Annotated in this window: 2 protein-coding genes; both read right to left on the bottom strand. The window is 39.6% G+C overall.

What is annotated here, in order from left to right; translation table 11 throughout:
• Positions 1-140, bottom strand: a 140-nt coding sequence (secE, locus tag PGX78_RS05285) for a preprotein translocase subunit SecE (protein WP_270445750.1), incomplete at its 3' end; no start/stop codon positions are given.
• A 42-nt stretch (positions 141-182) separates the two neighbouring features.
• Positions 183-332 carry a 50S ribosomal protein L33 gene (gene rpmG / locus PGX78_RS05280; protein ID WP_006941118.1) on the bottom strand — a complete coding sequence of 50 codons (150 nt, stop codon included), beginning with the start codon at positions 330-332 and terminating at the stop codon, positions 183-185.
• Between the last annotated feature and the right edge of the window lie 493 nt (positions 333-825).

Here is an 825-nt window from a genome sequence, read left to right as displayed (position 1 = left end):
ATAACGGTATAGTTGATCAGTTCTTTCCGTGTCGGCCAGATGACCTTCTTCATTTCCGTTTTTACGCCTTGTAGGAATCGGCCTGACTCTTTTTTCTTTTTATTCTTTTGTGCTGCTTTTTGTGCTGCTGAAAGTGACATATAACCTCTCACATTCAAAAAATAATTTTAAGATTCAGGCAATTACTTTGTTTCTTTATGTAACGTTTCTTTCTTGCAGAACGGGCAATATTTCTTCAATTCCAAACGATCGGGATTGTTTTTCTTATTCTTATTCGTCCGATAGTTACGGTTTTTACACTCTGTGCATGCCATCGTAATAGCTGTACGCATTCCTAACACCTCACTTCATTAGATAGTCAAAAACCTACTTTTTGCGCAAGACTGCTTATATAACTTACCACAAAGAGCGGTCTGACGTCAAGAAAAGCGGCAACTTAAAAAAGCTAGGCGGAATCTGCGCACCTAACTTTCTTTACTCTACACCAATCTACGAAGCCTGTCAACGTACCGTTGCCCTCATATACTCATATATATGAATTTTATTATTTCGTTACCTGTGTATTTTTGTAATTGACAACTCAAAATAATGCATTTACAATATATTCATCTTAAAAATACATTTGTCCTTTGTAAAAGGACTGAAGGAGTTGTTCTTATGCATTTCAATTTCGGCTTACTGGCAAAACTGCTTGCCGGTATCGTCGGCGGCATCATCCTCGGCTCTCTGGGCTCGTGGTTCGGCTTCCAGGACGCAGTAGCCTATGAAGGGTTTATTCGTCTGCAAATGAGTCCCGAAATGCCGAACTGCAAGAGGAGGTACAGA

The sequence above is a fragment of the Megasphaera sp. AF13-6AC genome, assembly GCF_027685385.1.
In the GTDB taxonomy this organism is placed as follows: Bacteria; Bacillota; Negativicutes; order Veillonellales; family Megasphaeraceae; genus Megasphaera; species Megasphaera micronuciformis.
Note: the sequence above shows the minus strand (reverse complement) of the source record. Positions and strands in the feature narration are given on the sequence as shown.

Bases quoted from the DNA above. Each gene is read 5' to 3' on its own strand.
- rpmG (WP_006941118.1), bottom strand. From the start codon at position 332: ATGCGTACAGCTATTACGATGGCATGCACAGAGTGTAAAAACCGTAAC.